Raw genomic sequence first — 26426 nt, forward strand, 5'->3', positions numbered from 1 at the left:
TCGGGTGGAGCGCTCGACCGCTCACTCGGCGCTATCCCGGTCCGGGTCGAGGAACCGCTCGGTCCCCTTCCGGGCGAGCCACGGGACGCGCTCGACGAGCGCCATCCCGAACCGGGTCTGCCAGTCGGCGTATATCACGGGTCCCGTGGAGTCGATCTTCCGGGCGAGTTTCCGGCCCACCGCGGCAGGCTCCTGGGTCGCGGCGTCGGGGTACTCCAGTTCGGCCGCCGAGCGGGTTCGCGTCGCCGGCGGGTACATCAGCGTACACCAGACGTCCTCGTGCCGGAGTTCTTCCCGGAGCGTACGGGTGAGCCCCTCGACGGCGCCCTTGCTGGCGGTGTACCCGGAGAGTCCGGGGTGGCCGACGCTTGCGACGCCCGAACTCACGTTGTGGACGATCCCCGATCCGCGGGTGCGCATGTGCGGCAGGACGGCGTGGATCGTCCGGAGGTACCCGAAGAAGTTCACCTCGAACTCGCGCCGCGTGTCCGCGAGCGTCCGCTCGTCGAACAGGCCGAAATCGAAGACGGCGGCGTTGTTCACGAGGACGTCGATTCGTCCCCACCGGCCGAGGACGGCGTCCACCGCCGTGTCGACGTCCGCGTCCTCGGTCACGTCGCACTCGGCGACGTGGACGCGTTCTGGTGCGGCCTCCGCGAGCGGGTCGAGACCGTCGAGCGCGACGTCGAGGCCCGCGACCCGATACCCGTCTTCGAGCAGCGTCCGCAACAGGTGATAGCCGATCCCCTCGTTGGCGCCGGTGACGACCACGACGCTTCCGCCGTCGGCTTCGGTCATACTGCGCTCGTACGGGCCAGCGGCGCTTAAGCGGCGCGTGCAGGGGTTCGATTCGCCGTCGCCGCGGCGCTACCCCTCGAACGGGGGTTCGTAGTCGCTGCGAATGTAGTAGCGCACCCAGTTGCCGTACGTGCGGTCGGCGGGCGTGTCGGACACCTGTTCGTACCGGACGATCCCGTCCTCGTCGACCACGTAGGTGCCGGCGACGCCGGTCAGACCGTGGTCGGTCTCCTCTGTGCCGCTGTAGCGGTCGGCGACCTCCCCGTCCGGGTCGGCGAGCAACTGGATCGAGAGGTCGTAGCGGTCGCGCATCTCGGTCACCTCCGGCAGGGGATCGGGGACGACCGGGACGACGCTCACGTCGTCGTGGAACCACATGTCGTAGGACACCTCGCTGAACGTCTGGAGCTGTTCGGCGCAAAAGGAACACCAGACGCCGCGGTTGATCAGGACCACTGCGGGCCCCTCTTCCAGTTCGTCGGTGAGCGAGACGGTGTCGCCGGCCGTGCTCGGGAGTTCGAACGCTGGAGCGGAGTCGCCTTCGAGACTCATGCCTCCGGGGAGGGGCGCGAGCGTGGTAAATCGCCGGCCGGCAGTGTGCGGGTCGCGCTCGAACGGACCGCGTCGGCGCGGCGCCGGGTCTGCCGGTCACTCGCGGTCTTCGACGTTCTCGTCGATGGCCATCCCGGTGGTCATGATGGCCTGCATCCCCTCTTCGACCGTGAGGTCGACGTCGAAGACGCGCTCTTCGGGCAGGTTGAGCAGGTGACCGCCCATCACGGGGTTCGGTGCCATCGGGACGAAGACCGTCTGCATGTCCGTCCCGTCGGCGACGCGTTCGATCTGGTGGGGCGTGTCCGCGGTGAGGAAGGCGAGTGCGAAGGAGTCCTCGCGGGGGAACTCGACGATCTTCACCTCCTGGAAGCTCTCGGTGTCGCCGTCGACCATGACGTCGCTCATCCGCTCGACGCTGGTGTAGATCGAGCCGACGCCGGGCAGGTCCTCCATGAGGACGTCGAAGCGGTCGGCGACCTCCGTCTCCGGTCCGTGCTGGGCGGCGAACCCGACGAGGAAAATGACCCCGAACACGATCGACGCGGCCAGCAACTCCACGAGCCACGTGCTCATCTCCTGGCCGGGACCGAGCGCGACGATAGCGTTCGCGAGCGGAGTCAGCGCACTCGACACCGTCCCGAAGACCCACAGCAACACGAGCACCGTGATGAAGAAGGGGACGGTGAGCGCCAGCCCCGAGAGCATGGTCTGGCGGAAGTCGCGCCTGACTGCCTGGCTCTCTTCTGCCGCGACGTGCGCGATCTCGTCGACGTCCGGTCTGGACATGTCGGTAGTTGGGGTCGAACGTGGAAGTGCCTTGCCGGGTAGGCGCTCCCTACACGCTCAGAAGAACGTCCGCAGGTACGTCCGCTCCGGCGGGAACAGCGCCGCGAGCGCGTCCGCCGTCGACTCGTCCGCGACCGCGAGGTCGCCGACCCGACGGGCCGCCGGGAGGTCGTGGTAGCCGACGACGAGCTGCGAGAGCGTCCCGACGTCGACCGTGGCGTCCGGTTCGCCCTCCGACTCGTCGACGGCCGCGCACTCGGCGCAGCCGTCCTCGACGGTGAGCCGGAACCGACCGTCGTTCCACTCGGCCGTCCCGTCGGTGACGTCGAGGACGACCGCGGCGGTGACGCCGTCGGGGTACGGGCAGGCCTCCAGCGCCGCGGGCACGTCGACGATCCGGACCATGGGCCCGGTCTTCGTCTCGCACTCGACGGCGTCGGGATCGGGCACGAGGTCGAGCAGGTCGGTCCGGTCCGACTGCAGCGCCACCTCGCTGGCCTGGGAGTCGTGGTCGGCGAGGAAGCCCAGGAGGCCTCGGTAGGCCTCGTTGTCGACGGCGGCCACGTCGTCGACGGACAGCCGTCGGTCGCCGAACCCCGGCCCGGCGTCCTCGAAGGAGTAGATGACGAACCCCGCGGCCTCGCCGTCGCGCTCCCAGACGGACGCCCACGGCCGCTCGTCGGCGTCCTCGCGGAAGACGCGCTCGCGCCACCACGGCTCGGCACGCCGGCGCAGCGCGAGCGTGGTTGCTTCGGCCGCGGCCTCGTGCACGTCGCGGAACTCCCGCCAGTCGTCGGCGTCGGCGGGCCGCGCCCGGCCCTCGGCGGTCCCGCGAGCGAACGCCAGCTGGTCCGGCGGACAGGTGACTTTCGCGTACGTGCCGGCGGTCGCCCAGCCGAACTGCGCGTAGTACGACCGCGAGAACGGCCAGAGCGCCGCGAGGGGGGACTCCCCCCGCCAGCGGTCCAGGGCGTCGTCGATCAGGGCGGCGACGTGCCCCTCCCGGCGGTGTTCCGGCGGGGTCGCGACGGCGGCCAGGCCCGCCAGCGGCACCCACTCGCCGCGGAGGTTCGCCCGGAAGTCGTAGTGGCCGCAGACGCTCACGAGGTCCTCGCCCGCGAACGCGCCGTAGCGGTCGGCGATGCGTTCGGGCTCCTCGTCGTACTCCTGGGGGCCCGCTTCTGGGTGGAACGCGTAGTCCACGATGGCCCGGAACTCGTCGAACCGGTCGGCCGTCAGCGGCCGCACGTCGACGTCGGCTACGTCGTCTGTCATACCCGATCTGGGGGCCGACGGGTCGTTATAGCTTCGGCAATCGGTTGCCGGGCGGTGTCGGGCGTTGCCGATTCGACCGCGACCGCGGTTCCGCGACGGCCACGGAGCGGGCCGGGAGCGCCGTCAGAAGAACGTCCGCAGGTAGACCCGTTCCGTCGGGACCAGCGCCGTGAGTGTGTCCGCCGTCGCGTCGTCGGCGACCGAGAGACCGCCCAGTCGACGCGCTGCCGTCACGTCGTGATAGCCGACGACGAGTTGGGAGAGCGTCCCGACGTCGACGGTCGCGTCCGGTTCGACGTCTGCGACGGGCGAACACGTCGCTTCTCCGTCGGCCACTTCGAGACGGAACCGACCGTCGTTCCAGTCGGCTGTCCCGTCGGTCACGCCGATAGTCAGGTCGGCGGTTGCGTCGGCGGTATACGGACAGGCTTCGAGCGCGTCGACCACGTCGACGACTCGGACCATCGGCCCGGCCATGACCCTGGAGTCGACCGTCGTCGGATCGGGGACGAGGTCGAGCAGGTCGCCGCTCGAATCGCCGGAGAGCACGACTTCGTCGGCCTGGGAGTCGTACTCGGCGAGGAACCCCAGCAGTCCCCGGAGCGCCTCGTGGTCGGCGTACGCGACGTCCTCGACGCTCACCCGGCCGTCGGCGAACTTCGACCCATCCCCGAACTCGTAGACGACGTACCCGACCACCTCGCCGTCGCGCTCCCAGACGTAGGCCCACGGCCGGTCGTTCTCGTCGGCCGAGAGCAGGCGGTCGCGCCACCACTGCTCGTCCTCGCGCCGGAGCACCAGCGAGCGCTCGGCGGCGAACGCATCGTTGACGGCTCTCAGATCGGCCCACTCCTCGACCGTCGCCGGTCGCGCACGGCCCTCGACGGACCCGCGAGCGAACGAGAGCTGGTCGATCGGACAGGTGTACTTCACGTATCGGTTCGCAGTCGCCCAGCCGTACTGTCGATAGTAGGGCGGCGAGAACGGCCACAGCGCGGCCAGCGGGAAGTCGCCGCGCCACCGTTCCAGCGCGTCGTCGACGAGCGCCTCGGCGTAGCCCCGCCGCCGGCGTTCGGGCGGCGTCGCCACGGAGGCCAGCCCGGCCAGTGGCGTCCACTCACCGCGCAGGCTCGCGGTGAGACCGTAGTGCGTACAGACGCTGACGAGTTCCTCACCGTCGAAGGCACCGTAGGGGGCCGATATCTCGTCGAACTCGGCCGTCCCGTCCTCATCCCGGGGACCGCGCCCGGCGTGGAACGAGTGGTCGACGATGGCGCGGAACTCGGCGGCGTCCTGCGGGTCGAGCGGACGGACGGTGACCCCGTCGGCTGTGTTCGGCATGTCTCCTCCCGGGATGGGCTGGCCGATATGCGTTGGGTGGCTGCGAGAGGTGATACCACTCGACAAGCACGACCCGCGGACGGGGCCCCGCCACTCAATAGGTCTGGGAGGAGGCGGACCCGACGGCGATCCGGACGAGCGTGTTCTCGGACCAGTCGTCCGGGTCCGCACCGTAGCGACGGTTTATCCGTCGGTTCGCCTGCTCGTTCTCGGCCTCGTCCTCGACGACAGTCGCCGTCCCGCGCACGGTGACAGTCCACTCGGGATGGCCCGCCTCGCTCTTCTGTATCGAGAGCGCGACGCGGGGGTTGTCGCGGATATTCGCGAGTTTCTTCCCGGTAGTCATCACCTCGATCACGGGCCGCTCGTCGCCCTCGGCCGGTTCGTAGCGAAACCAGACCGGCGCGGCGTGGGGGCGCCCGTCCGCACAGGTCGCCAGATGCGCCGCCACTGGATCGCCGGTCAGGAGTTCTTCGACCTTGTCGGGGACTGTCTGGCTCATATCGAACGATGGGCCGGGACGCGGAAGTTATCTCTCCTCTTTCTCGGGAGCGGTGGCGCGCGCTGTCGCGCGCTTTCATGCGCGCGACGGAGCCGTGCGAGGGATGAGTAGTGAGGGACCGAAGGTCCCTCAGACCATGCGAACGGCGCCGAAGGCGCCGTGAGCAGAGAGCGCAACGGAGTGAGCACCGCAATCGGTTGGGGAGGTGGGAGGCGCGGTGCGGTTCCTGGTGGACTGAAAGGGCGAGGCCCGGTCGCGCCAGCGGGGAGTCGTCTGAGTGGGCACTATCCGAACGAGCGAAGCGAGTGAGGATATCCCACTCAGCGACCGCGAGCGGGCCGAGGGCTTTCAACGCCTGCTGTCTTCTGTATCGAGACTGACCGCTAGCGAGCGGGCCGAGGGCTTTCAACGCCTGCTGTCGTCTGCGGTCGATCTATCTGCTAGCGGGCCGAGGCTTTCGTCGGTGACTGTCAGACACAGCAGACGTAATCCCGAAAACCAACACGACTCCGTCAGAGCCCGAGGCCGAACAGCGCGAAGACGGCGAGCAGGACGCTCGGGACGGCGACGGCGACGTAGACGGGCTTGCTCCAGCGGAACACCTTCCGGCCGTCGAGCGGGCCGTAGGGGATCATGTTGAACCCCGCGAGCAGGAGGTTGATGCTGACGCCGCGGGAGCCCACGAGCCCGAGCAGGCCGGGGCCGAACAGCATGACCGGCAGGAAGACGGCGGCGAGGCCGATGTTCGTCACCGGTCCCGCGAGCGCGATGAGGCCGTTCTCCCGCGCGGTGATGCGGCCGCGGTGGACGACCGCACCGGGCGCGGCGAACAGGAAGCCCGCGAGCGCGGACATCACCGCGAGGAACAGCATCCCGTAGTCGGCCTGGAAGGCGGCGACCTGTCCGAACCGGACGGCGACGACCTTGTGGGCGAGTTCGTGCAGGAGGAAGGCGACGCCGACGGTGGCGAGCGAGACGCCCAGCGCGAGGGCGAGCGTCGACGGCATGATCGCCCCGCGCAGGGCCGCGTCGGCGATCGAACGGTCGATGAAGATGGTGAACGCGACGCCGAGCGCGAGCCAGGCGACCGCGAGGTCGCGGAGTTCGCGCGTGCTGAACGAGATGCCGCCGCGACCGCCGGGTCCGGGGCCGCCGCCGGGACCACCGCCGCTCCGGCCGGATCGACCGCCGGCGGGCGACCGACTCACGGGAGGGCACCCCAGACGATGTCCCAGCCGTTGCGCGCGCCGTCGAGGAGCAGGCCGGGAATTGCCTCGACGCCGCCGATGGGCGCCGAGAGCATCGGCAGGATGAGCGGGAAGACGACCAGACTCGCGACCATGCTCCCGACGTTGGTCAGGCCGGCGATGAGGATCAGCCGGAAGAGGGGGACATCGCGCATCCGGGCGAAGATGTCGGCGATGGGCGCCTCGTCGTCGTCGAGGATCTCGTTGAGGCGGCCGATGTCGCTGACGTTCACGTCGACGTAGCGTAACTCGACGTAGCCGGCGAACCAGCCGGGGGCCAACAGCGGGTTGACGCTGGTCAGCCAGGCGACGCCGCCGCCCGCGAGCGCGCTCGGCCAGTGGGCGCCGGCCACTTTCGCCAGTCCGCCGGCGAGGACACCGTTGACGATGAACCACGCGACGAACAGTTCGACCAGCCAGGCGTTGCTCGCGCCGCCCAGCGCCAGCAGGACGAAGAAGACGAGGAAGCCGACCGTCAGCGCGTAGCCGACCGCCTTGTAGAGGTACGCGGTGAGGCCCGACCCCGACGCCTCGCCGACGAGCGACTCCATCGGCGGGAGGCTCTCGGGGTCGTCGAGGTAGCGCTGGATCCCCTCGCGGTGGCCGGCGCCGACGACGGCGACGACGCTGTAGCCGGCCTCGCGGAGCGCCACGAGGCGGTGGGCGATGAAGGCGTCGCGCTCGTCGATGAGCGCCTCGGCGGCCCCGGGCGCGAACCGCCTGAACTCCTCCATCATCGCCGTCACCACGTCGGCGTCGGTCAGTTCCTCGATGTCGATCTCGTCGAGGTCCTCTTCCTCTGGGACGACCGTCGCGAGAATCGCCCCGCCGAGGACGCCCAGGCCGCCGCCGAGGAGCGCGCCGGCGACGAGGCCCGTCCCCGCCTGGAGGACGAACCCGCCGAGGGAGGTGAGCCGTTCGGCCGTCAGCGAGAGCGGGCCGACGGCCAGGCCGCCGCTCGCGGCGACGGCGACGCCGACGACGGACCCGACGCCGACGCCCGCGACGATCCGCGTGTAGGTCGTGTTGGGGAGCGCGAGCGCGTCGAGCAGGCGCGCGAACGCCGAATCGAACAGGGACCACAGGACCGCACCGCCGAGGGCGCCGGCGACGAGCCCGCCGGCGAGCGCGACGACGTCGGCGCCGAGGGTCGCCACGATGTCCGCGCTGGCGAACCCGAGCGCGCCCGCGGCGACCATCGCGACGGCGAAGCCCGCGAAGGCGCCCATCGCGATGCCGAGACCGGTGCCGACGGCGACGGGCGAGCCCACGGCCAGCGTGAGGTTGCCCAGCATCGTGAGCTTCCGGAACGGGCTCAGGCGGGCCCAGAAGCGCTGGACGGTCATCTGGATGTCGCGGTCGACGAGGGCGACGCCCAGGCCGTGATCCTCGGCGGAATCGATCGCAGCCATCATATCGGCGCCGGGGTCGACGCCGAGTTTCTTCCCGAGCCGGGTCTGGACGTACGAGAGCATCCAGTAGGCCAGGAACTGGAAGACGGTGTTGCCCCGGAGCATGTCGCCGGGGTCGATGTCGTCGGGCGTTTCGCCTTTGAGCTGGCGATAGCGGCCCTCGTCGAGTTCCACGGCGACCACGTCGGGTCGGCGTTCGGCGATGGTCTCCTCGACTCGCTCGACGCTCTGCTGGGAGACGTGGGCCGTGCCGAGAACGTGGACTTCGCCCTCCCCTGCCTCGCGGGAGGGCGGGAGCGTCATCTCTCCGTCGACTGCTCCGAGGTCGTCACCGGCGCGCTCGGTCATTCACCCCCGCTACACGGGCGTCGGGTTTACCGTTGTCGGGACGCCGACGCGTCCCACTCCCGCCGTCGCTCGCTCCCCCGTCGAGGTGATACTCCGGGCCTATTATCAATTGTAAATATAGGTAGCCGAAACTGTTCGTCTTCCCGGCAGTGCAGCTATCAAGTGCCGTAATTTGCCACGAAGCTTTAACTGGGGTAATTATCGACACCTGATATGGACCTGAAAATCAAGCTCGTGGCGCTCTTTCTCGCGATCTCGCTGATACCGCTGTCTGCAGTAGGGGCGCTCGCGACGACGAACATGGGGGATATGAACCAGCACGCCCAGGATCAGAGTTCGGAGTACCTGCGCACGGAGATCACGCGGCAACTGGACACGACGGTCGAGGCGAGACAGGACGGCATCCAGAACCAGGTCGACGAACGGGCGATCGGCGTCAAGTCGATGGCCTCCTCGGCGACGATGGAGAACTACCTCGCCGCGAGCGAGGGGGAGATGGACCTGGTCAAGCAACTGAGCGAGGACCAGGTCGGGTACGTGGCCTTGCAGATGCGCACCTCGGTCGAGAACGCGCGCCGGACGATCCTCGAGTCCGAGTACGACGGGCGCGCGTGGGAGGACCTCTCGGAGGCCGAACAGGCGGAGGTCGAGCGCCGCGTCGAGGCACAGATCGCCGGCACTGCGGGCGCGGGCACCTCCGAGAAGGGGACGATGTACGAGACGTTCCAGCCGGGGTACATCGGTGACACGGGGTACGCGTACGTCACCGACCTGGACTCGAACGTCGTCGTCCACCACAGCCTCGAAGAAGGCTTCAACCTCAAGGAGGACGCGGGGGGGACGCTCACGGTGTTCGAGGACATCAAAAAGCGGATCCAGAGCGACCCGGGGATCAAACGGGGCGAGCGCTGGGGCGTCGCCGAGTACGACTGGGAGGACACTACCCAGGAGGGCAACCCGGTCGAGACGAAGTTCATCTCTTACACCTACTACGAACCGTTCGACTGGATCCTCGCGCCGAGCGTCTACTACTACGAACTCCAGCAGACGGCGATGGAGGACGCGAAGCGACGGACGGCGTCGTCGTTCGAGCGGACCCTCGAGTCACAGACGATGACCGTCGGCGACACCGAGTCGCCCGTCTTCGAGGAGATCACGTTCGCCGACGCGGAGGGGCAGGAAGTCGTCCGGACCTACCGCTCGGACGGGCAGACCGCCACCGACACGCGGGGGCTGGCCTCTCACTCGGACGCGGCGTGGTTCCAGGGGGCGAACTCCCTGTCGGACGGGGAGACGTACTTCGGTGACGTCCTGACAGTGGACGGTTCCGAGCGGATGGCGATCTCGACGCCCGTCTACTTCAACGGCAGCTTCAAGGGCGTCGTCATGGCGCAGTTCAACTACTCGCTCGTCACCGCGACCACCAGCTCGGTGTCGGTCGGTGACAGCGGCTACCTCTACGTCCTCAACGAAGATGGCCAGATCGTGAGCCACCCGGACCGCTCCGTCGTCGCGTCCGGGACCGACGCGGCCGCCGGCGAGTACGGCGCCGAACTCGGCGAGGTCGTCACCGAACGGATGCTCGCCGGCGAGTCGGGGATGACGACGCACACGAAGACCGTCGAGGGCGAGAACGTGACCCGGTACGTCGACTTCGCGCCGATCTACTTCGGGGACAAGCAGTTCACCCTCGTCGCGACGGTGCCCGAGTCCGACGTGAACGAGCCGATCGCCGCGCTCGGCACGTCGCTCCAGAACAAGGCCGACGGCGCGCGCAACCTCATGATCGGCCTGATCGCCGTCGCCGCCGTCGTCGTCGCCGGCGCCGGCTACGGCGCGGCGCAGTACATCTCCCGCCCGATCGTCCAGATCAAAGCCCGGGCGGCCGCGATGTCGCAGGGCCGCTTCGACGACGACACGGACATCTCGGCCGGGGACGACGAGATCGGCGAGATGGTCGACGCGTTCGACGAGATGCAGACGAACTTGAACCGCCAGGTCGACCAGATCGAGACCGTCGGCGAGGCCCTGCAGACCGGTGACCTCGACGACGACCTGGAGACGGACCTGCCCGGGAAGTTCGGGGACATCATGACCTCGCTCGAAGCGGGGATGGGCGCGCTCGAGACGAGTTTCGCCGAGATCAGCCGCGCGAGCGCGAACGTCAGCGCCGGCCAGCTCGACCAGGACCTCGAGACCGACCTCCCCGGCGAGTACGGCGACGTGATGACCGAACTCGAGGAGGGCCTCGAACAGCTCTCCGAGAGCTTCGACCAGCTCGAGACCGTCAGCGCGGACCTCCGCGACGGGCGCCTGGCCCAGGACCTGGAGACGGACCTGCCCGGCGACTACGGCGACGTGCTCGACAACATCGACGAGGGACTCGACTCGGTCGACGAGAGCGTCGCCCGCGTCCAGACCATCGCCGAGGAAGTAAGGACGGCCAGCGGCGACGTGGCAGCCAGCACCGAGGAGATCGAGAGCGCGAGCGAGGGCGTCGCGGACTCCGTCCAGGAGATCTCCCACGGCGCCGACCGCCAGGCGGAGAACCTGGAGGAGGCCGCCGACGAGATGAACGAGATGTCCGCCACCGTCGAGGAGATCGCCTCTTCCTCGGCGGACGTCGCCGAGACCGCCCGTGCGGCGGCCGAGCAGGCCGACGCGGGTCGCGAACAGGCGGCCGAGGCCTCGACGGAGATCCGCGAGATCGAAGACGAGACCGAGCAGGCCGCCGCGCAGGTCGAGGCGCTACAGGCCGAGATGGACGAGATCAGCGAGATCGTCGGCATGATCAACGACGTCGCCGAGCAGACCAACATGCTGGCGCTCAACGCCTCGATCGAGGCGGCCAACGCCGGCGAGGCCGGCGAGGGCTTCGCCGTCGTCGCCGACGAGATCAAGGGCCTCGCCGCCGAGGCCACCAGCGCGACCGAGGAGGTCGAGAACCGTATCACGGACATCCAGTCGACGACCGGCGAGACGGTCGACGACATCGACAGGATGCGCGACCGCGTCGAGTCCGGGGTCACCACCATCGAGGAGGCCATCGAGATGTTCGGCGACATCGCCGAGGCCGTCGAGGCCGCCGAGAGCGGCGTCCGGGAGATCAGCGACGCGACCGACGACCAGGCCGCCTCGACCGAGGAGGTCGTCGCGATGGTCGACGAGGTGAGCACCGTCAGCGAGGAGACCGCCGCCGAGGCGACGAACGTCTCTTCCGCCTCGGAGGAGCAGGCCGCCTCGATCAACAGCGTCTCCCAGAACGTCCAGGAGATGGCCGACCTCGCCGTCGACCTGGAAGAACTGGTCGACGAGTTCGAGGTGACCGACGTCGCCGGCGTCGACGCCGACGACGACACCGACGCGGGACCGGACGCGCTCGACGCCCTCGGCGACGAGACGGGCCTCGACGCCGACGGGACGGGCGACTTGCCCGCCAGCACCGACGGCGGTCGAGACGCCGGCGGCGACGACTGACGCGAGGCCCGGCGGACCGCGCCGCTCGGCGTTCGCTCACGTCTCGCTCGCCGATCCGTGCACGTACTGCTCGTCGAAGATCCGCGCGAGCGTCTTGAACAGGCCGACGACGATGGGACCGTAGAACAGGCCCATGACGCCGAAGGCGTAGACGCCGCCGAAGACGCCGACCAGGATCGTCCCCGAGTGCAGCGAGGACCCCCGATCGACGACGCGCGCCCGCAGGTAGTCGTCGACGACGGCCACGGCCGTCAGCCCGTAGACGACGAGGAACGCGGCGGCCAGCAGCCTGTTCTGCAGGCCGAGGTAGACGGCCGCCGGCCCGAGGACGCCGGCGACGCCGATCACCGGGAACAGCTCGAAGACCATCATCACGAAGGCCCAGAACAGCACGTCGGGGATGCCGACGACGAAGAGGCCGACGGCCGCGACGGCCCCCTGGACGACCGCGACGAAGACGTGTCCCTTCAGGACGGCCCAGGTCGTCTGGTAGGCCTCCTCGTGGAGTTCGTCGGTCGTCTGGTCGTCCAGCGGGAGCCGCGACTCGATCCACTCGATCAGGTGTTCGCCGTCGACGAGGAGGTAGTAGAGGACGAACAGGAAGAGCACGGCGCCCAGGAAGAGGTCGGTCGTCGCGTTGACGAGCATCGACACGTCGCCGAACAGCAGTTCGGCCACCCGCTGGGGGACCGACTCGACGATGGAATCCAGCGGCACCTCGATCCCGAACAGGTTCTCGATCCGACGCTCGGCCTCGTTTCCAGCCGGAAACCGTTCCAGCACCGTCGACAGGTCAGTCAGGCCGCTCGGCGCCGCGACGACCAGTATTGCGCCTGCGGCGGCGACCGCGGCGAGAGAGATCGCGACCAGCGCGATGGCGGCGACCTTCTCGCCGACCCGCGGTGCGAGTCGCCGCTGGGCCGGGGCGAGCAGCACGGCCAGCAAGAGCGCGGTCAAAAGCGCCGTCAGGAACGGCCGGACGATCAACACCAGCAGGTACGTGAACACGGCCAGGAGCGCGACGAAGAAGCCGACCCGGAGGGTCTCGGAGCGCACCATCACGACCACCGGCTGGCGCCCGGTCGTCCGGCACTCACTGGGGCGAGGACGAGCGCTCGCGTCGCGGTCGAGCGACTGCGTACAAGCGCTCGCGTCGCGGTCGAGCCGCTGCGTACAGGCACACGACAACTGTGGGCGCCCGGTCGGAAAGACCTTGACGCGGCGTGTTCCGGGTGGGTATCCGGCGGGCGCGAGCGGGAGCGGCTGCGGCGCTGGCCGGTGGGAGACGAGAGGAAACGCGGCGAGCGCGGACGCGGGTTATTCGCTCTGGATGCGCGGCGCGAGCATGAACGTGACCTGGCCCTCGCCCTCGGCGATGTCGAAGTGCATCTTGACGGGGAACTCCTCGCCGAGTTCCATGCGCACCTCGGCGTCTTTCGGGATGGCCTTGTTCATGTCCTTCAGGTAGTCGAGCGAGAACAGCGAGTGAGCGGTGCCGGCCGTCAGGTCGATGAGGTCCTCGCGGGTGAGTTCGAGGTGGACGTCGTCGGTGTCGCCCTCCGCGTCGACGTAGAAGTACTCGTCCGCTTCGTTCACGCCGAGCGCGATGTGGTCGCTGACCATGTCCGCGGCGGTGACGGCGCGGTCGATGTCCCGGCCCTCGATGACGATCTCGGCGGCCAGGTCGAGGTCGGGCAGGTCCGGCTCCTGGCGGATCGAGTCGGGGTCGATGAGCGCCAGGGTGTACTCCAGGCCGTCGATGGCGATGTGGAGTTTGCGGGTCTCCTCGTCGAGTTCGAGGTGGACGAGCTGGTCGGCGTCGGCCATGCCGGCGATGTCCTCCAGCCGCGAGAGGTTGACGCCGATGACGCCCCCGTCGGTCTCGTAGGACTCGAAGGCCGAGGCCGACAACGCGAGGTCGACCATGCCGACGTTGGCCGGGTCGACCGCCCGGATCTCCAGCCCGTCCTCCTCGAGGTGGATCTTGCACTCGTCCACCAGCACGCTCACGGAGTCCAGCGTCGTCCGGAGCGTGTCCGCGCTCACGATAGCGTTGAACATGTTGGCCGGAGCTATGCCCCCATCCGTTAAAAAGTCCCTTCATTGCCCGCGAGTGCACGCGCGGTCGCGAACCCCGGTGCGGTCGATGCCCGCAACGGATCGGATCCGGTCGGAGCGCGGACACCGCCGCGACGCCGAGAGCCTGCAAGTGCGCGCACGGCGGTTAGGCGACTCACAGCCAAATCACGCGTATGTCGCGTCCATCAGGCCGCGCGGACGGTGTCGGAGAGCAGGGGCTGACGCGGCGGTCTGTGCTGGCCGGGAGCGCCGCGACGCTGACCGTCGGGGTCGGGGCGCTGGCGGGCGCCAGCGGCGTCGCCGCGGGTCAGATCACCGAGGCCGCCGCCATCCCCCAGCCGGAGCGCTGGGACGACGCCAACCTCGCCGGGTTCATGATCCACGTCGGTAGCACGGCGTCCATCGAGCGGGCGGACACCGCTCGACAGTGCGAGGTGGTCGGCAGCGACACGTGGCCGCCCGACGAGTTACTGGCATACGAAGTCCAGCTCATCAACCGCAAGGACGACGCCGCCAGCGAGGAGGAAACGACGATGTACATCGGCGGCCGCGCCGACGTGGCTCCGGGGAAGCTCTACATCATCAATCGCTTCAACCGCTGCGACAACGGGTTCGTCGGCATAAGTCTCGAACAGATCGGCCGCTCGGACGTGGACGTGACCGTCGACGACTCGGCGAACGCCGCCACGACCGCGGCCGACGACGGCGGGTCGGGCGCCTTCGGCCCCGGGTTCGGCTTGCCGGCCGCGATCGCCGCGCTCCTCGGCGGCGGTGCGCTCTTGCGATGGCGCGACGCCGAGGAGTGACGCTCGGTCGGCATTCGCCCCATCGGGCCGCTCCGTCCCGCGTCGTCGCCGGAACGACACCCCTAACCGCGTCGGTGGGCTATCCGGCGTCAATGAGCGGCAAGGACGAGTACTACAACAGGGCCAAACAGGAGGGCTACCGCGCCCGGTCGGCGTACAAGCTCCAGCAACTGGACCGGACGGCGGGGCTGTTCGGACCGGGCAACACGGTCGTCGACCTCGGCGCGGCCCCCGGCGGGTGGCTCCAGGTCGCCGCCGAGGAGGTCGACGAACACGGCACCGTCGTCGGCGTCGACCGCCAGCGCATCGACCCGCTGGAGGACCACGACAACGTCGAGTACGTCCGCGGCGACATCACCGAGGAGTCGACTATCGAGGAGATCGTCGAGCGCGTCGGCGCCGCGGGCGACGAGCGCCCAGTCGACGTGGTCATCTCGGACATGGCGCCGAACATGACCGGCGACTACGACCTCGACCACGCCCGCTCGGTCCACCTCGCGCGGCAGGCCTTCGAGGTCGCAGACCAGGTGCTCGCGTCGGGCGGCGACCTCGCCGTGAAGGTGTTCGACGGCCAGGACGTGGAACCGCTGCAGGAAGACATGGAGGCGCAGTTCGAGTACGTCCGGCAGGTCCGCCCCGACGCCTCGCGGGACTCCTCGTCGGAACTCTACCTCGTCGCCAAGGGGTATCTCACCGCGCCCGTCCGCGAGGGCGACACCCTCGAAGTCGAGATCGTCGACATCGGGAGCGACGGCGACGGCGTCGCGAAGGTCGAGGGCTACACGCTGTTCGTCTCCGGCGTCGATGAAGGAGAGACGCTGGAGGTCCGCGTCGACGACGTGAAACCCAACTTCGGGTTCGCCCAGCCCGTCGAGTGACCGGCCGACGAATTTCTCCGGTGTGAGCGGGGAACGAACCGCGTTCTAGCCTGGGGATTGATATCACGCGGTAGCAACAGTGCTGACATGACGGGTCAGGAACGGGGTGGTTCGGGGCGGTCGCGGGCGGGCCGGCGTCGGTTTCTGTCGGCGGTCGGCGTGACCGCGATCTCGGGGCTGTCGGGCTGTAGCGCCGACATCCTCGACGGCGTGACCGGAACGGACGCGGCCGGGAGCGATACCGGCGCGACCGGCGGGTCGACGCCGACGGCCGACGGGATGGACGGGCCGAAGGAGGAACACGGCGGCTGGCCCCGCTATCACTACGACAGGTGGAACACGGGCCACCGGACGGCGCCGCTCGGATTCGACGGCGCGCCGGCGGTCGAGTGGGAGGCCTCCGTCGGCGGCGTGAGCACGATCGTCTCCGACGACGGGACGCTCTATCTCGCGGAGGGCGAGAACGGCGCCGTCCGTGCGGTCGACGCCGAAACCGGCGAGGAACGGTGGGTGTACGACGCGGTCGAGAGACTCGAACTCGGCGTCCGGACGGTGGCGCTCGACGACGAGGCGGCGTACGTCGGCGGGACGACGGCGGTCCACGCGATCGACAGGGAGAGCGGGCAACAGCGGTGGACGTTCGACGTCTCGACGCCCGCGAGCGCGCCGGTCGTCGCCGACGGGAGGATATACGTCGGCGCTGGTGAACTCCTGTTCGCCATCGACCCCGACGGGTCGCGCCAGTGGGCGCTCCGGACCGGGGTTCGGATCCGAAACCCGCCGGCGGTGGTCGACGACACCCTCTACCTGACCGCCCAGGCGTGGCTGATCGCGGTCGACGCCGCGAGCGGCGAGGAGCTGTGGTCGCTGAAACCCGGGGGCGCGACGCCGCCGGTGACCGCTCCAGTGTACCGGGCCGGCAGGCTCTACGTCGGCGGCCCGTCGCACGTCTACGCCTACGACCCCGCGGCGGAGGGCGAGCACCTGTGGTCGACCGAAACGCTGAACCAGGTCGTATACGAGTCGCCCGCGGTCGCGCACGGTACCGTCTACACGGGCGTCAACCTCGTCGACGCGCTCCACGCGTTCGACGCGGAGACCGGCGACCGGACCTGGCAGCGGTCGGTCACCGTCGCCGGCAGCCCGGTCGTCGCCGGCGACACGGTCTACTGCGTGGACGAGGAGTACGCGGAACTGCGCGCGCTCGGCGCGAGCGACGGGAGCGACCGCTGGCGGGTCTCCTTCGAGGGGAATCTCAACGTCCAGCCGGTCGTCACCGACGACCGGATCTACGTCGCCGGCCTCGAACTCGGGAACACCGAGGGAACGCTGTACGCGCTGGGGGCGCGATGACCGGCGACACGCCGAGCGCCGGCGCGCTCGTCCTCGTCGCAGTCGCGGGGCTGCTCGTCGTGGCCCCCTTCTCTGGCGCCGCGGCCGCCGCGCTGGCCGGTGGGGGCGGTGTCGCCGCCCCGCCTGCCAGCGCCGACGCTCCGCGGGGCGAGGTCGCGGCCGCGGCGTCGCTCCAGTCGGGCAACGAGACGGTCGTCCACCGCGGTGAGAACGCGACGATCGTCCGTCGAGGCGCGTTCAGTATCGCGGACGAGACGAACCGAGCCTACTCGTCGATGGAAGACGAGCCGGTCGTCGCGAACGGGCAGGTGTACGGCGTGTTCACCGGCAACAAGCTGGCCGGCGACGAGGGCGAACAGCGCTTCTTCTCGGCGCTGTACGCGCTCGACGGAGAGACGCTCGACGTCGAGTGGCGCGTCGAGTTCGAGACCGCCGGACTCCACGGTCGCCCGGTCGTCGCCGACGGGACCGCGTACGTCGTCATGTACGAGCAGGGGAACAGAACCCGGCCGGACACCTACTTCCTCCACGCGTTCGACGCCGAGAGCGGCGACCGCCTCTGGAAACACGAACTCGGGTCGGTCCTGTACGACCGCCGAGGGGAGGCGTGGGGCACCCACGACCGCTATCACCCGATCTACGTCGTCGACGGCCGCGTCCACACGCTGACCGTCGATACCGGGCTCCAGACGCTCGTCGCGCTCGACCCGTCGACCGGTGACGTCGCCTGGCGCCAGGAGGGGATCGCCGCGGGCGTCGGGACCGACGGCGAGCGGATCTACGCAGGCTATCGGGAGGGCCAGAACGAGTACGACGCCGGCGCCGTCATCGCGCTCGACCCGGCGACGGGCGAGACGGTCTGGACCCGACCGAACGGCGACCTCTACGGCCAACAGCGCGTGTCGCTCGTCGCGAACGGCCGCGTGTACGCCGCTCGAAGCGGACCGCTGGGGAACGACGCGGTTGGGAACCTGCACGCGCTCGACGCCGCCACCGGTGAGGAGATCTGGACGGAACTCGCCTCTGGCAACTCGCGGATCGACCCGGTCGCGGTCTACTCCGCGTCGGAGACCGTCGTCGCACAGACCTGGTCGCCCGTCGACGAGTCGGACGCGCCGAAGATCCAGGGGATCGACGACGCGACCGGCGACACCCGCTGGGCGGTCTCCTCGAACCGACTCGGCCCGACGTGGACGGTCCACACGGGCGAGCGCAACCTCTACGTCTACTCGGCGGGCGGCTTCTCCGCGTACGCCGGCGACACCCTCCACGGCCCGGACACGGACGGATTCTTCCCGCAGCCCGCCTGGAGCCGGGCCTACGGCGATTTCGAGGACGTGCGAGAGATCTCCGAGGTCGACGGGACGCTATACGAACTCCGCACGACCACGACGCGCGTCGCGGTGTCGGCGTTCGACGCGAGCGAAGGCGACCGCCGCTACGAGTTCGAAGTCGAAGGGGTCAGACCGTACATGACCGTCGCCGACGGCACCGTCTACCTCGAAACCGCCGGCGCGATACGCGCCTACGAGGCGGTCGCCCCCGGGACGGTGCCGACCGACGCCTCGCAGTCCGCCGGCGACGCCGACCCGTCCGGCGCCACGGACTCGCGCGAGCGCGTCGACGCCGGAACCGACACCGGCGGCGATTCGTCGACCGCCCCCGCGCTGCCCACAGCGCTCGGGGGACGCGGCCCGCTCGGTGCGCCGCTCGCGGTCCTGGCAGGGCTGGCGCTCGGGCTGGCCACGAGCGGTCTGCTGGTCGGGCGGCGCTACCGGTTCTGACGACGGTACCGACCGCACTGCGACCCCGGTGGGTGGCTCCGCTCAGGACTCCTTCCTGCGCAGGACGCCGAGACTCGCGAGCGCAGCGACCAGGACGACGACGCCGGCGACACCCCCGCCGAATCCGAGCGCGAGTCCGGGGAAACCGCCCGGAAGCGCCGAGAGCGGGCCGACAGCGGCCGGTCCGCCGGCCGGCGAGTCGATGTTCGACGACGGGTCGCCCGCCGACTTCGCGTCTCCGTCGCCGCTCGACGGGCCACCGCTCGCCGAATCACCGTCGCCGTCGTCCGCGTCGGCCTCGCTGTCGGCGCTCGCCTCGACGGACACCGACCGTTCGACGGTCGCGGTGTCGCCGTCGAAGTCCTCGACGGTGAGCGCAACGGTGTACTCGCCGGCCTCGGAGAAGACGTGTGTCGGCGCCTCCCCGTACCCGTCCGTCTCGCCGCCGAAGTCCCAGACGTAGGCGATCACGCCGCGGCCCTCGGGGTCCGTCGAGTTCGACCCATCGAATCGGACGGCCGGCTCGCCGTCGACCGTCACCTGCTCGGCGGTGAACTGCGGGACCGGCGCCTCGGTGTCGCGCGTGCAGGCGTCGCCCGTTCCATCGCCGTTTCCGTCGGCCTGGTCGGCGTTGGCCGCCAGCGGGCAGTTGTCCGCGACGTTGACGACGCCGTCGCCGTCGACGTCGGCCGACCCGAGCCCGGCGTTCAGGTGGGCGCGGAGCGTCCACCCGACGGCGAAGTCCGAGAGCTTCTCGTACTGCTGTCTGAACCACTCCGTCTCGCGGAAGTTGTACCGGAGGTTCGACCAGTCCTCGTGACCGGTGAGTTCGGTGGTCTCGCCGTCGTCGTTCACGTCGAGCGCGACCGACCCCGCGACCCGGTCGTTTCGGTTCCAGTCGATCCCGCCCGCCCCCGGAATCACGAATCGTTGCGGCACCTCCTCGGAGCTCCCGTTGCGAACGAAGATCGATCGTTCGTCGCTCGGTCCCCCGAGACCCGCGTTCTCGGCGAGAGACTCCTCGTCGAGCGCCGGCAGTCGCTCGCGCGAGAAGTCGAGGTCGGACTCCGGACGCGCCCACGTGCCGTCGTCGATTCCGGGCAGCGAGGTGGCCCGGCCCACGTAGTTGTGGGCGTACTGGTAGTTCATCAGACTCAGGTAGTTCGGTTTGTTGTTCCTGTTCTCGTCGCCCCCGTGTCGCAGGCCGAGGTTGTGGCCGAGTTCGTGCATCGTCGTCACCGATTCGAGCCAGACGCGCTCCTCGTGGACGGTCGTGTCTTCGAGGTCGTCTCGCAGGTGGGTGTAGCGCGCCCGCTCTCGCACCGCGTCGTCGGCCTTCGGCCCGCTCGCGAACGACATGATGTCGTTTCCGGGGGTCGGCGCGAGTCCGAGCGCACCCACGGAGTTGTTGTGCGCGGCCAGCAGATAGTGATAGGCGAGCAGTCGCGCTTCGAGGCGCTTCTCGCAGTTCTCGGACTCGCGGTCCTCGGTCGTACCGAAGTGACCGCCGTTCGTTCCGGTTCCACAGCGGTCGTCGCCGTACTTGATCGCGAAGAACTCGTCCATGTCGTACGAACCGCCGAAGTCGATCATCTGGTCCTCGGGCACGGCGTCGTCGACCTGGAAATGCACGTCGATCCCCTGTCCGCCGCCGGGGTTTTCGACCGGCGCGTCGGCGAACGCCGTTTCGATGCGGTCGAGCGACTCGGCCGTCGGCTCGTGGTCGTGAGGTGTCAGACAGGACTCGCTCCCTTCGGCGCCGCAGTCCATGTAGTCGACCTCGACGAACACGTCCTTGCGCTCCCGGTCTGCACCCATCCCGGCCAGGTTTAGGTCGACGTGGCCGTCGCCGTCCACGTCGATCCCCTCGTCCTCCCAGTTGTCACAGAGCCCGTCGCCGTCGTCGTCGGTGGTGCCGTCGCCGTCAGTGTCGACGCAGCGCAGCGCTCGCACGACCCAGCCGTCGCGGGATTCGAGCGTCGACTCGTCGATGCCCTGCGAGTCCTTCACGCCGCCGGCCATCACGAAGCCGTTGTCGGTCTTCGCGATGGCGCCGAACCCGCCGACCTGATCCTCCCGCGTGAAGTTGCGTTCCCAGCGGGCCTGCCCGCTCGCGTTCACTTTGAACAGCCAGCCGTCGCCGTACGGCGGGGCGATCGTGCCCGCCGGTCGCGTCTCGGCGTTGGTGCCCGCGACGACGTAGCCGCCGGAGACCGCTACGAGGTCGTGGCCTGACTGGTAGCCCTCGCCGCCGTAGGTGGTCGTCCAGTTGATCGCGCCGTCGGTGGTTGCCTCCCCGACGAGCGCGTCGAGGTCGCCGCCGCGCTCGGTCCACCCCGCGAACGCGTAGTCGCCGTCATCGGTCGCGACGACGCTCTGGAGAACGACCGAACCCGGTCCGATAGTGCGGGACCACTCGACTGAACCGCTCGGCCCGACTTTCGCGATCGTTCCGAGGCCGTTCGGCTCGTGTCCGACCGCGACGTAGCCGTCCGAGACGGCGATCACGTCGGTGAAGCCGACTCCGGACCCCTGAAAGGCGGTCCACTGGGGTTGCGTGTCGCCCGCGCGGTACTCGGCCAGGTGCTGGCCGGCGACGACCGTCCCCACGGCTCCCGGCGCGCCGGCGCTCGCGCCGCCGATCCAGCTCGTGCAGTCGCCCGCGCCGTCGACGTTCGGACCCCCACTGGCGCTCACGCGCATGAGCATGATCGAGTAGCGACACTCGCGCTTCCCGGTGCGCTCGGCGTAACGCGTCGTGAGCGTCTCCGTGTAGCCAGTGACGAGAAAGCCGCCCGCGCCGTCGGGCGCGATGTCGACCGCCGAGTCGTCCGGGTAGGACGTGGAACAGCTCCCTCCGTCCGGACAGACCGTCGTCTCCCCGTCGCCCCACGCCGTCTGCCAGTCGAGGTCGCCGGTGAGCGAGTCGACCCGCCCGACCCACGCCTGCGTCGTCGGCGAGTCGTCCCAGGCCAGGCGGGTCTGCCCCGCGAACACGACCCCGCCGTCGGTCCCCTCGACGTCCGCGATCACGTCGCCGCGCTCGCTGTCGACCGTCTCGCTCCACTGCTCGACCAGCGGCGCCGGCCGCTTGTCCGCGTCGAGGGTCCGGACGGCACCCGCCCTGCCGGCCGCGTTCGCCGACCCGTTCCCGCGATCCGAGGCCGCGCTCGCATCGGCCGAACCGAGGAGGGTCGACCGCGCGCCGTCGGCACTGTCGACCGTTTCCGGAGCGGCCGCTGTCGTCGTTCCCGAGACGACGACGGCGCCGACGGTCAGCGACACGACGAGGGCGGCGGCGACCGCCGCGACGGCACGCCGCATTTACCGGCGCTCCCGTCGCGGTCGGTTCTGCCATCCGCTCCGGTCGACTCGCGGACCGACACCTCGCGAAACTACCCCGACGCCGGTCCGGCGTCCGCCTCGACTCGCCCCGCTCTCGTGTCCTCCAACCCACACCATTGTCGTCCGCTGATACAGTGTACCTCTACAAAAATTCCGGGGCTCACTGCACTACGCCGGCGAAAATTCTCGGTTGGCAACGGACCCACACCGTGACTTCTTCGATTACCGAATACTTTCGCCGGACGAGACGGAGCCCGGCCCCACGCTACCTGGCTGTCTCGCGGCTCAGAACTCGGTCGCCGTGTCCTCGTCTTCGTCCCGGTCGAGGATATACCGCTTCAGGTCGTCGGCGGTCACGTCGTGGCCCTGTCGGCCGAAGAAGGCGGCGACGTTCTCGCAGTCGCGGTCTAAGAACTCCTCGGCGTTGGGGTGGTGGACCGTCACGGCCTGGCCGAGGTCGATGACGTATATCTCGTCGCCGTGGACGATCAGGTTGTACTCCGAGAGGTCGCCGTGGACGAGGCCGGCGCTGTGGAGGCGTCGCATGTACTCCCGGACGACCTCGTAGGCGGTCTCGGGGTTCTCCAGGTTCACTTCGGAGAGGCGCTTGCCGCGGCCTTCCTCGGTGCCCAGGTACTCCATGACGAGGACGTTGCGCTCGACGGCGATGGGTTCGGGGACGAGCACGCCCGCTTTCCGGGCGCGGTTGAGGTTGGCGAACTCCTTGCGGACCCACGCGAGGACGACCTTCTTCTTGTCGCTGCCGATGCCCTGGAAGCGCGGGTCGCCGTCGAGATACCCGCGCATGTCGGTGAAGTCCGAAGCGTTGATCCGGTAGACCTTGACCGCGACTTCGGTGTCGTCGTCGCCCAGCGCGGTGTAGACGTTGGCTTCTTTCCCGGTGGAGATGGGGCCGCCGAAGGCGACGATGTGGTCGTCCTGAACGAGTTTGTAGAGGGCGCCGAATGTGGCGTCGTCGAAGACAGACGCTTCGACTTTGAACTGCTCGGTGTTCTTGATCCGTTCGCGGAACTGGTTGAAATCCCGGTCTCGCTGGCGGGCGATCTTGTCCGCCTCGGTGTCGTAGACGTCGACCTCTTCCCACTCGTCGCCGGGCGCGTCGGCCTCGTCAGTGTCGAGCAGCCGGTACTCCGCCATCGTCAGCGACTCCACCGAGCGCGCGAGGAGAAATAGCGTGCGCACTCGGCGGTGATACGGTCCTCCATGCTACTCCTGGATGTGTCCCTCCTCGCGCAGCTGGTCGGCCTCCTGTTTCTCGTAGCGCCACGTGATGTCGCCCTTCTCGTCCTGCCAGTCCCACGGCTCGACGAGGACGACGTCGTCCTCGCGGATCCAGATGCGTTTCTGCATCTTGCCCGGGATGCGAGCCGTCCGCGTCGTCCCGTCCATGCAGCGTACTTCGACCCGATTCGCTCCGAGCATCTCCGTGACGACGGCGAACACCTCGTCGTCGTCGGGCATCCGCAGGTCCGTCCGTCCCTCGTTGTCGCTCATACTCGTTCGTTGTCTCGGGAGACGTTTTAAGTTTTGCAGAATAGTGAAACCAGTCCCGGGGTGGATCGGAGCCAGACCCGACAGATCCACCGCCGCGCGCGCTGTCAGTGACGGTCCCGACGACTCACTTGCGAGAGCCGCCTCATCCGACGAAGAGGTAGACCATCGCGTAGGCGACGGTAGCGAGGCTGATGGCCGAAAGCGCGGTCACCACGGCCCGCCACGACCGGAACCGCTCCAGGGAAGGCGGTGAGACGCCGACGACGCCGACCGCGAGGACGCTGAAGACGAAGTGATACGAGACGTCGAGCGTCGGCGCGGGGAGCGCCAGGGCGGCGCCGGCGTAGGCCACGCCGAGCACCGCGCGGCGGTCGACGTGGGCGTGCGGGCGCTCGCCGGAGATGCGGAAGTAGGCGGCCAGCGCCAGCCAGACGGTCGCGAGTTCGACCCCGAAGGCGCCCAGCAGGTGGAGCGTCGGGTCAGCAGAGAGGACGACGCGCTCGGCGATAACCGTCAGGTCGAAGGGGTACAGGAGCGCCGGCGGTTCGCCGGTGAGCAGGTCGCCGAAAGGGTGGGTGACCAGGCCGACGAGCGCGGCGACGCCGACGGACCGGGGGGACACGCCGCGACGACCCGCGGCGACGACCAGCGCGGCGGCGCCGAGGACGAACAGCGCGGTAACTGCGCCGGCCAGGAGTCCGCTCAGCACGGTCACGGCGGGGATCAGCGCGAGGAGCAATCCCCCGCCAGCGGCTCGGGAGCGAATCCCCGAGCGGGCGGCGAGGGAGACGGCGAGGGTGGTCACCGCCGCGACGGGGAGCGCGTGGGTGACGCCGCGGTGGACCCGGTTGCCGGCGTCCCAGAAGGATTCGACGGGGATGGGACCGGCGCCGGCCGACGGCGCGAGGAGTCCGGCGAGGCCGTAGATGACGTCGACGTCCGGGAGCGTGGCGAAGAGACCGGCCAGCACCGCGACGCGGAGCGCAGTCGCTCGCGACCACCCGAGCCGGTGAGCACCGAGGGCGGCGACCGCGAAGGCGAGGCAGGCGTGGCCGACGAACATCACTCGCGTTTCGCCGCGCGCGATGATAAGTGTCTCGCGCCAAACTCTCGCACACTCTTCTCGGGCGGGGGCGGTGGACGGCCCAGCCCTCGCGGACGAACGGCAGCGCTCAGTCGGTCAGCCCGAACACCGAGCGAATCTCCGCCTCGATCTCCTCGACGTAGCGGTCGAGGATGGTCTCGACCTTCTCGTCGTCGGCGGCGAGCACGCCCGAGAGGCGGTCGGTGGGATCGTCGGGTAGCTCGATCCGAAACTCGCCGTCGCCCTCGTAGAAGGGCTCGCTCTCGGCGAGGATCTGCTGATCGATGGCGTGGATCAGCTCCGAGTCGTAGCGGTCGTTCATCGTCTCGAAGGCCTGCTTGTAGGCGCGCTGGAGTTCCGTGAAGTAGTTCGCGTACTTGTCCTCGAACTGCTCCGGATCGAATTCGGCCATTGTCCGAACCGACGACGACCACGGACAAAAAGTCGTCCGTCTCGGGCCGGCGCGGCCCGCTCCCGCCGAGCGCGCCAGTCGGTCGATCTGCGCGTCTTTCCGTCGAGCGCGTCCACCGGCAGGTGGCTCTCAGGTGCGGTTCAGTCCTCGTCGTCGAGCCCGAAGTCGGACGCGTCGACCGGGATCCGCATCCGATTCTCCGGGAAGGCGAGCAGATAGAGCGCGCCGCCGACGATTCCCGCGAAGACGACGCCCGCGGCGACCGTCGCCGCGACCGTCACCGGGATCGACTGCCCGTTCGACGCGACGACCGCGATCACGACGCCCAGCAGCACCAGCGACGCCATCACCCCGAAGACGAACCCCGCCCCGAACAGTAGCTTCCCGTCGTCGGTCAGTGCGTCCGTCGCTCCGGTGTGCATCGTTCTCTCCCGTTGGCTCCTCTCGCTTAAATATTTGCCACCCGCCGCGCGCCCGACGATCCGGCCCACCGATCCCGACGGCGAGGCCCGCGATTCGCTCCTCGGGTCCGATTTCGTATATCCAAATGCGGTTTACGGAGCGGGAACGGGGGTCCGCCGGAACGTCGACAGCGGCGGCGTAGAATCGCCGAGCGTTCGATATCCGCCGGTTCGCGCTCGACAACCGGCGCTGGTCAGCTGTCTCGTCGCGTCAGAACAGTACGACGTCGTGCGGATCGGCCAGTCAGTGACGGGTCTGGGCCGGGAGGTACAGCATCGCGTAGGCCGTGAACAACACGCCGCCGACGCCGACGACGACGAGGTAGGCGATCGGATCGACGGACGTGACGGCGCCGACGACCGAACCGACCACCGAGACGGGGTTCGACGCGTCGATCGAGGAGCCGACGACGAGCACTAGCGCTGTCGCGACCAGCGCCAGGTCGAAGGCTTCCCGTTCCTCGATTGCCATCGTCGGATCACTCGCGGCCGACCCCCATAGTTGCCACGGCCTGCTCACCGGGCGAACGCCGGTTCCGTTCTGTGGGTCGGCGCCCCCACGTCCGATAGCACGGACCGACACCGGCCACGTCGGGGGTGAGCGGGGGTCGGTCACGCGAGAGTTCGATCTGCGCGTTTTCACCGGAGGCGCGATGACTTCAGTCGGCGCCCGTCACGTGTGACCACGACCTGGCGCGGTGTCGGGGTGCTCTCGGCCAGCGACTACGTCACTGTCGAGTAGGCGGTGACGGGCGCCTAACCCGACGCCGCGGAGCGGACCGCCGACCGTGACCGACTCCGTCTCCGGTTCCGTACCACGATGGCGACCGAACTTCGAGGTCCGCTCGCGCGCGGCCGCCCGCGGGTGGACTCGATATCGGGTGAATATCGGTGACTGTCCATCTCCCTGTGGTTCCGGGCAGTTCGACCCCGGTGCGCGACGCGCTCGATCACCTCCGCACGACGGC

Annotated in this window: 22 protein-coding genes; 5 read left to right on the top strand and 17 right to left on the bottom strand. The window is 69.4% G+C overall.

What is annotated here, in order from left to right:
* Window positions 1-21: 21 nt before the first annotated feature.
* From ACMGFE_RS13485 to ACMGFE_RS13520, 8 genes are all read right to left on the bottom strand, one after another.
* Complete coding sequence (locus ACMGFE_RS13485) at window positions 22-798, bottom strand: SDR family NAD(P)-dependent oxidoreductase (protein ID WP_436925727.1); 777 nt, start codon at window positions 796-798, stop codon at window positions 22-24.
* A 69-nt stretch (window positions 799-867) separates the two neighbouring features.
* Entirely contained in the window at window positions 868-1350 is a 483-nt protein-coding gene (locus ACMGFE_RS13490; RefSeq protein WP_436925729.1) for a peroxiredoxin family protein, read from the bottom strand.
* Between the two features lie 96 nt (window positions 1351-1446).
* Complete coding sequence (locus ACMGFE_RS13495; protein ID WP_436925731.1) at window positions 1447-2139, bottom strand: DUF502 domain-containing protein; 693 nt, start codon at window positions 2137-2139, stop codon at window positions 1447-1449.
* A gap of 57 nt (window positions 2140-2196) precedes the next feature.
* Entirely contained in the window at window positions 2197-3414 is a 1218-nt protein-coding gene (locus ACMGFE_RS13500; RefSeq protein ID WP_436925733.1) for a GNAT family N-acetyltransferase, read from the bottom strand.
* A 123-nt stretch (window positions 3415-3537) separates the two neighbouring features.
* The gene (locus ACMGFE_RS13505) at window positions 3538-4755 is read right to left on the bottom strand and encodes a GNAT family N-acetyltransferase (protein ID WP_436925735.1); all 1218 of its coding nucleotides are present in this window, start codon (window positions 4753-4755) and stop codon (window positions 3538-3540) included.
* Between the two features lie 94 nt (window positions 4756-4849).
* On the bottom strand, window positions 4850-5257 hold the full coding sequence (locus ACMGFE_RS13510; RefSeq protein WP_436925737.1) for a pyridoxamine 5'-phosphate oxidase family protein: 408 nt from the start codon (window positions 5255-5257) through the stop codon (window positions 4850-4852).
* 512 nt (window positions 5258-5769) lie between these two features.
* Window positions 5770-6381 (bottom strand): zinc metalloprotease, encoded by a 612-nt coding sequence (locus tag ACMGFE_RS13515; protein ID WP_436926094.1) that lies wholly within the window; start codon window positions 6379-6381, stop codon window positions 5770-5772.
* 80 nt (window positions 6382-6461) lie between these two features.
* The gene (locus ACMGFE_RS13520) at window positions 6462-8264 is read right to left on the bottom strand and encodes a TraB/GumN family protein (RefSeq protein WP_436925739.1); all 1803 of its coding nucleotides are present in this window, start codon (window positions 8262-8264) and stop codon (window positions 6462-6464) included.
* A gap of 213 nt (window positions 8265-8477) precedes the next feature.
* Between ACMGFE_RS13520 and ACMGFE_RS13525 the strand changes: the two genes are divergently transcribed.
* Entirely contained in the window at window positions 8478-11741 is a 3264-nt protein-coding gene (locus tag ACMGFE_RS13525) for a methyl-accepting chemotaxis protein (protein WP_436925741.1), read from the top strand.
* A gap of 36 nt (window positions 11742-11777) precedes the next feature.
* Here the strand turns inward: ACMGFE_RS13525 and ACMGFE_RS13530 are convergent, their stop codons facing one another.
* Both ACMGFE_RS13530 and ACMGFE_RS13535 read right to left on the bottom strand, forming a co-directional pair.
* The gene (locus ACMGFE_RS13530) at window positions 11778-12800 is read right to left on the bottom strand and encodes an AI-2E family transporter (protein ID WP_436925743.1); all 1023 of its coding nucleotides are present in this window, start codon (window positions 12798-12800) and stop codon (window positions 11778-11780) included.
* A gap of 258 nt (window positions 12801-13058) precedes the next feature.
* Complete coding sequence (locus tag ACMGFE_RS13535) at window positions 13059-13802, bottom strand: DNA polymerase sliding clamp (protein WP_436925744.1); 744 nt, start codon at window positions 13800-13802, stop codon at window positions 13059-13061.
* Window positions 13803-13993: 191 nt separating this feature from the next.
* Between ACMGFE_RS13535 and ACMGFE_RS13540 the strand changes: the two genes are divergently transcribed.
* The 4 genes from ACMGFE_RS13540 to ACMGFE_RS13555 all read left to right on the top strand — a co-directional run bounded on the left by ACMGFE_RS13540 (window position 13994) and on the right by ACMGFE_RS13555 (window position 18641).
* Window positions 13994-14626 carry a PGF-CTERM sorting domain-containing protein gene (locus tag ACMGFE_RS13540; protein WP_436925745.1) on the top strand — a complete coding sequence of 211 codons (633 nt, stop codon included), beginning with the start codon at window positions 13994-13996 and terminating at the stop codon, window positions 14624-14626.
* A 92-nt stretch (window positions 14627-14718) separates the two neighbouring features.
* Window positions 14719-15504, top strand: coding sequence for an RlmE family RNA methyltransferase (locus ACMGFE_RS13545; protein WP_436925746.1), 786 nt, complete (start codon window positions 14719-14721; stop codon window positions 15502-15504).
* Between the two features lie 87 nt (window positions 15505-15591).
* Window positions 15592-16857: an outer membrane protein assembly factor BamB family protein gene (locus ACMGFE_RS13550; protein WP_436925747.1), complete on the top strand. Its 1266-nt coding sequence runs from the start codon at window positions 15592-15594 to the stop codon at window positions 16855-16857.
* On the top strand, window positions 16854-18641 hold the full coding sequence (locus ACMGFE_RS13555) for an outer membrane protein assembly factor BamB family protein (protein ID WP_436925748.1): 1788 nt from the start codon (window positions 16854-16856) through the stop codon (window positions 18639-18641). Before ACMGFE_RS13550 ends, ACMGFE_RS13555 begins: the two co-directional genes overlap by 4 nt.
* Window positions 18642-18683: 42 nt before the next feature.
* Here the strand turns inward: ACMGFE_RS13555 and ACMGFE_RS13560 are convergent, their stop codons facing one another.
* From ACMGFE_RS13560 to ACMGFE_RS13590, 7 genes are all read right to left on the bottom strand, one after another.
* Complete coding sequence (locus ACMGFE_RS13560) at window positions 18684-21965, bottom strand: PKD domain-containing protein (protein ID WP_436925749.1); 3282 nt, start codon at window positions 21963-21965, stop codon at window positions 18684-18686.
* Between the two features lie 306 nt (window positions 21966-22271).
* Window positions 22272-23150 carry a serine/threonine-protein kinase Rio1 gene (gene rio1, locus ACMGFE_RS13565; protein ID WP_436926095.1) on the bottom strand — a complete coding sequence of 293 codons (879 nt, stop codon included), beginning with the start codon at window positions 23148-23150 and terminating at the stop codon, window positions 22272-22274.
* A gap of 63 nt (window positions 23151-23213) precedes the next feature.
* Complete coding sequence (gene eif1A, locus ACMGFE_RS13570; RefSeq protein WP_274322323.1) at window positions 23214-23501, bottom strand: translation initiation factor eIF-1A; 288 nt, start codon at window positions 23499-23501, stop codon at window positions 23214-23216.
* Window positions 23502-23643: 142 nt separating this feature from the next.
* The gene (locus ACMGFE_RS13575) at window positions 23644-24564 is read right to left on the bottom strand and encodes a metal-dependent hydrolase (RefSeq protein WP_436925750.1); all 921 of its coding nucleotides are present in this window, start codon (window positions 24562-24564) and stop codon (window positions 23644-23646) included.
* 109 nt (window positions 24565-24673) lie between these two features.
* Window positions 24674-24997: a DUF5783 family protein gene (locus ACMGFE_RS13580; RefSeq protein WP_436925751.1), complete on the bottom strand. Its 324-nt coding sequence runs from the start codon at window positions 24995-24997 to the stop codon at window positions 24674-24676.
* A 140-nt stretch (window positions 24998-25137) separates the two neighbouring features.
* Window positions 25138-25419 carry a hypothetical protein gene (locus ACMGFE_RS13585; RefSeq protein WP_436925752.1) on the bottom strand — a complete coding sequence of 94 codons (282 nt, stop codon included), beginning with the start codon at window positions 25417-25419 and terminating at the stop codon, window positions 25138-25140.
* A gap of 283 nt (window positions 25420-25702) precedes the next feature.
* Window positions 25703-25930: a hypothetical protein gene (locus tag ACMGFE_RS13590; protein WP_436925753.1), complete on the bottom strand. Its 228-nt coding sequence runs from the start codon at window positions 25928-25930 to the stop codon at window positions 25703-25705.
* Window positions 25931-26426 lie beyond the last annotated feature (496 nt).

This window comes from Halosimplex amylolyticum, from assembly GCF_051414035.1.
Taxonomy (GTDB): domain Archaea; phylum Halobacteriota; class Halobacteria; order Halobacteriales; family Haloarculaceae; genus Halosimplex; species Halosimplex amylolyticum.